The following is a 4731-nucleotide window of genomic DNA, read 5'->3' as shown; positions in this document are numbered from 1 at the left end:
TCGCTGCCCCGGACCCGGCCCCGCCCACCGGGTTCAGCGCGAGCACGCGTCGTGGGTGGTAGAACAGTCAGGTGACGGACACCGCCGACTTCCCGCCCGACGACTTCTCCCGCGAGATCCCCCAGCCCGCCGGGTGGCTGAGCGCGGAGGACCTCGCGGCCGCACGCTCCCACCTCCCCCTCGTGTACGTCGACGCGATCCCGGTCCGGGTCGACGACTCGGGCGACGTGGTCGCCGTCGGGCTGCTGCTGCGCGTGACGCCCGAGGGGCAGATGACCCGGGCGCTCGTGTCGGGGCGCGTGATGTACCACGAGCGGATCCGCGACGCGCTGCTGCGGCACATCGAGAAGGACCTGGGTCCCGTAGCCCTGCCCCACGTCCCGGCGTCCCCGCAGCCCTTCACGGTCGCCGAGTACCTGCCCACGCCCGGCATCACCGGGTACCACGACCCCCGCCAGCACGCGGTCTCGCTCGCGTACGTCGTCCCGGTCTCGGGCGACTGCCAGCCGCAGCAGCAGGCGCTCGAGCTCGCTTGGCTCACGCCCGAGCAGGCGTGCAGCGACCAGGTGCAGCTCGAGATGCACGGCGGGCAGGGCACTCTCCTGCGACAGGCCATGGCATACGTCGGCCGGCTGTCGTGACCTCGGCCCCGGTGACGGCGTCGTCGGGCCGAGGCGTGGGCGACCGCCTGCGCGGACCGACCGCGGCCCGCTGGTGGCACGGCGTCGTCGCGGCCATGGCGCTCGTCGGCGTCGTCTGGGAGCTCTTCGGCACGCTCGGGCGCGGACCTCTCCCGGGCGACACGACGACGGATCTCGTCGTCCACTTCTTCAGCTACTTCACGATCCTGTCGAACGTCCTGGTCGCCGTCACGTGCGCGCTGCTGCTCGTGGACCCGCTTCGCGACGGGCGGGTGTTCCGCGTCGCGCGGCTCGACGCGCTGCTGTGCATCGCCGTGACCGGCATCGTCTACAACACGGTCCTCGCCGGGCTCCAGGAGCTGAGCGTCGCCGGGATGTTCACGAACCTGCTGCTGCACCAGGCCGGACCGCTGCTCGCGGTCGTCGGGTGGCTCGTCGTGGGGCCGCGACCGCGCATCGACACCGCGACGATCTGGTGGTCGGTCCTCGCGCCGCTCACGTGGATCGTCTACATCTTCGTGCAGGGCGCGTTCTCGCACTGGTACCCGTACCCGTTCATGGACGTGACCGAGATCGGGTACCCGCAGGCGCTGCTGAACACGGGCGTCGTGGCCGTGGTGTTCCTGCTGCTCGCGGCAGGGCTGGGATGGGTCGACCGGCGCATGCGACCTGCGCCCGCCGCCGTGGGGCGCTGACCGAGGGCCCTGCCCGTGGCCGCCCCGGCGTCTCGCGCGTCCTGCCCGCGTCGTCGTGCCGCAGCGGTAGCGTGACGCCATGTCGAAGACGTCCAAGAAGTCGAGCACGACGAAGAAGTCGAAGAAGTCGAAGAAGTCGAGGAAGCAGGAGCGCCGCTCGCTGCCCCGCGAGGTCTACGAGGCCGAGCTGTTCCGGCTGCAGGCCGAGCTCGTCAGGCTCCAGCAGTGGACCCAGGCCACCGGGGCACGCGTCGTCGTGATCTTCGAGGGGCGCGACGCGGCCGGCAAGGGCGGCGTGATCAAGCGCATCACGCAGTACCTGAGCCCCCGCGTCGTGCGCATCGCCGCCCTGCCGACGCCGACCGAGCGCGAACGGTCGCAGTGGTACTACCAGCGCTACATCGCCCACCTGCCCGCGGCGGGCGAGATCGTGCTGTTCGACCGGTCCTGGTACAACCGCGCGGGCGTCGAGAAGGTCATGGGCTTCTGCACCCCCGCGGAGTACGACCGCTTCATGCAGCAGACCCCCGTCTTCGAGCAGATGCTCATCGACGACGGGATCATCCTGCGCAAGTACTGGTTCTCGGTCTCGGACGGCGAACAGCTCAAGCGCTTCCGGTCACGGCTCTCGGACCCGGTGCGCCAGTGGAAGCTGAGCCCCATGGACCTCGAGTCGATCCACCGCTGGGAGGACTACTCGCGTGCCAAGGACGAGATGATGGTGCACACCGACGTGCCCGAGAGCCCGTGGTTCGTGGTCGAGTCGGACTCCAAGAAGAACGCCCGGCTCAACATGATCTCGCACCTGCTCTCGACGATCGGCTACGTCGACGTACCGCACGACAAGGTCGTCCTGCCCGAGCGCCCCCCGGCGTCGGGCGACTACGTGCGTCCCCCGCGCGAGCTCGCAAACTACGTCCCGGACCACGTCGCCCAGCTCCTGGGCGACCCCGAGAACGCTTTCTGAGACCGGGCGCCGGCTAGAGCTCGAGCGTCGGCCAGTCGGCGAAGTCCTCGCGCATCCTGCGGTCGTGCGTCGCGACGACCACGGCCGCAGGCGTGACGCGCAACGCCTGGGTCAGCTCGTCGACCAGGTCGATCGAGAGGTGGTTGGTCGGCTCGTCGAGCAGCAGGACGTGCGGCACCGCGAGCAGCGCGCGGGCCAGGTCGAACCGGCGACGCTGCCCCGCGGACAGCTCGCGCAGCGGCCGGTCCAGGTCCTCCTCCGTCAGGAGCCCGAGGAACGCGACCGGCACCAGGTAGTCCGGGTCGAGCGTGCCCGCCGACAGCAGGTCGAGCGCCTCCTGCGCGTACTCCTCGAACCCCGTGCGCTCCTCGGCGCCCGGCGGCAGCGCGGGGCCCTCCTGCGCGACGATCCCGACCCGCACGCCGTCGGCGACCGTCCTGGTTCCCCGGTCGAGGCCGACCGTGCCCGCGAGCGCCGCGAGCAGGGTCGACTTGCCCGAGCCGTTCGGTCCGGTAATCAGCAGCCGACCCGACGGCGGGATCGCGATGCGCGTCCCGGGCAGGTCGAGCCGGGCGCCCGTGGGCACGGTGGCGGGTGCCGCGGGGGCGCCGTCGTCGGGCAGGCTTCCGGGGGTGGCGTCCTCCTCGCGCGGCGTGGCGTCCACGCGCGGGCTGCGCACCTCGAGCAGCGGGGTGTCGGGCGACCAGCCGGGCGACATGGCCAGCAGGTCCGGGAAGCGCAGCTCGAGCGGCGGGACCGGGACCTCGACGGCCTCGGCCTCGAGCTTCTGCACGAGACGGTCCGCCGCCTTGACGTGGATGCGCGCGTGCGTCGCGCGCCGGTGCTTCTGGCTGCCCTTGGCGGGACGCCACTCGTCGGACAGCCCCTCGTAGGAGGCGTCGAGCCGCTCCGCGAGCTTCTCGGCGCGCTTGCGCTCGGCGCGGTAGCGCTGGCGCCACCGGTGCAGGGCCTGGTTCTTGGCGAAGCGGTAGGCGAGGTAGCCCGGCTGCCCGTACAGCACGGGCTTGCCGTCCATCGCGGGGTCGAGGTCGAGGATCTCGGTCGCGACGTCGTCGAGCAGCTGGCGGTCGTGCGTGACCATGACGATCCCGCCTCCCCAGGCCACGATCTCGCCCGTGAGGAAGTCGATGCCGCTCGTGTCGAGGTGGTTGGTCGGCTCGTCGAGCAGGAGCAGGTCGCTGCGCTCTGCCAGACGGCACGCGAGGCGCACGCGGTAGCGCTCGCCCACGGAGAGCGTCGAGAGCTCACGCCGTGGGTCGCGGCACGCCCCCAGCCGGGACAGCGCGACCTCGACGCGACGGTCCGCGTCCCAGACGGCCAGGTGCTCGGCGCGAGCCAGGACGTCGGACAGCTCGGCGAGGTTGCCGTGCTCGTGGTCGAAGTCGCGCGTCACGGCGTCGAGCTCGGCACCTACGGCGCGCACGGTCGCGAGGCTGTCGCGGACCAGGTCTCCGACCGTCTGCCCGGGCTGCGGGACGAGCTCCTGCTCGACGACGGCGAGCGAGCCCTGGCGGCGCACCTCGCCCCCGCTCGGGGCCAGCGTCCCGGCGAGGACCCCCAGGAGCGTCGACTTGCCCGTGCCGTTCTCCCCCACGACGCCGAGCCGTGTACCGGCGCCGACGCGCAGCGAGACCCCCGAGAGGACGGGGCGTCCGGGGTAGGAGAAGGAGAGGTCGTCGACAGCCAGGTGCACGGGTCAACCCTAGAGGGAGCAGGAGGGCGGGCGCGCCCTTCCCTCCTGCCTGTCCTCGTCCCGCACCGTGGACGCGGACCGCGCACCACCCGGCGGGCGTCCGTGCTCGGGCCGGCCTCGGGTAGCGTCGTGGCCATGACCTCGACGCCGGCCACCACCCCCACCACGCCCCGCTCGACCGTCCGGTCGGGCGTCGTCGCCCTGGCCGTCGTGCTCGACGTCGTCGCGGTCCTCGCGTTCGCGGCCGGCGGTCGGGCGACGCACTCCGCGGACAGCCCGCTGATCGCTGTCCTGACGATCGCGTGGCCGTTCCTCGTGGGGCTGGCCGCCGGATGGGTCCTGCTGCGCGCCTGGCGCCGCCCCCTCGCGGCCTGGTCGACCGGGCTGGCGCTGTGGGTCACGACGTGGGTCGTGGGCATGGCGCTGCGCGGGGCCACGGGCGAGGGGCTCGCGACCGCGTTCCTCGTGGTGTCGGCGGCGTTCCTGCTCGCGACGCTCGTGGGCTGGCGGCTCGTCGCGAGCCTCGTGCTCAGGGTCGGCGGGCGCGCGTAGGCCGCACGTCTCGGGGCCTGGGCAGGTCGGCCGTGCGGGCGTCGCTGGATGCCCTGAGCCCCCCGGTGTCGAGAACGAGGTTGGGGTCGTTCTGCCCGCTCTGGCGGCCGCAACATCGTGGTCGAGCGCACAGGACGTCGTTCTCGACGTGCGGCCCAGACG

5 protein-coding genes are annotated in these 4731 nt (G+C 72.7%); 4 read left to right on the top strand and 1 reads right to left on the bottom strand.

The features are described 5' to 3' along the window. Positions 1-71: 71 nt before the first annotated feature. From ACFRCR_RS16995 to ppk2, 3 genes are all read left to right on the top strand, one after another. Positions 72-641 carry an NUDIX hydrolase family protein gene (locus ACFRCR_RS16995; RefSeq protein ID WP_030151560.1) on the top strand — a complete coding sequence of 190 codons (570 nt, stop codon included), beginning with the start codon at positions 72-74 and terminating at the stop codon, positions 639-641. Next, positions 638-1336, top strand: coding sequence for a Pr6Pr family membrane protein (locus ACFRCR_RS16990; protein ID WP_377679169.1), 699 nt, complete (start codon positions 638-640; stop codon positions 1334-1336). Before ACFRCR_RS16995 ends, ACFRCR_RS16990 begins: the two co-directional genes overlap by 4 nt. A gap of 79 nt (positions 1337-1415) precedes the next feature. Then, the gene (gene ppk2, locus ACFRCR_RS16985; RefSeq protein ID WP_377679168.1) at positions 1416-2303 is read left to right on the top strand and encodes a polyphosphate kinase 2; all 888 of its coding nucleotides are present in this window, start codon (positions 1416-1418) and stop codon (positions 2301-2303) included. A 13-nt stretch (positions 2304-2316) separates the two neighbouring features. Here ppk2 and ACFRCR_RS16980 read toward each other — a convergent pair whose 3' ends face one another. After that, entirely contained in the window at positions 2317-4017 is a 1701-nt protein-coding gene (locus ACFRCR_RS16980) for an ABC-F family ATP-binding cassette domain-containing protein (RefSeq protein ID WP_377679167.1), read from the bottom strand. Between the two features lie 135 nt (positions 4018-4152). Between ACFRCR_RS16980 and ACFRCR_RS16975 the strand changes: the two genes are divergently transcribed. After that, positions 4153-4569 carry a DUF3054 domain-containing protein gene (locus ACFRCR_RS16975; protein WP_377679165.1) on the top strand — a complete coding sequence of 139 codons (417 nt, stop codon included), beginning with the start codon at positions 4153-4155 and terminating at the stop codon, positions 4567-4569. Positions 4570-4731 lie beyond the last annotated feature (162 nt).

Source organism: Oerskovia sp. NPDC056781, from assembly GCF_042789955.1.
GTDB lineage: Bacteria > Actinomycetota > Actinomycetes > Actinomycetales > Cellulomonadaceae > Oerskovia > Oerskovia rustica.
The sequence above is the reverse complement of the archived record's forward strand: the minus strand, read 5'-3'. Positions and strand labels throughout refer to the sequence as shown.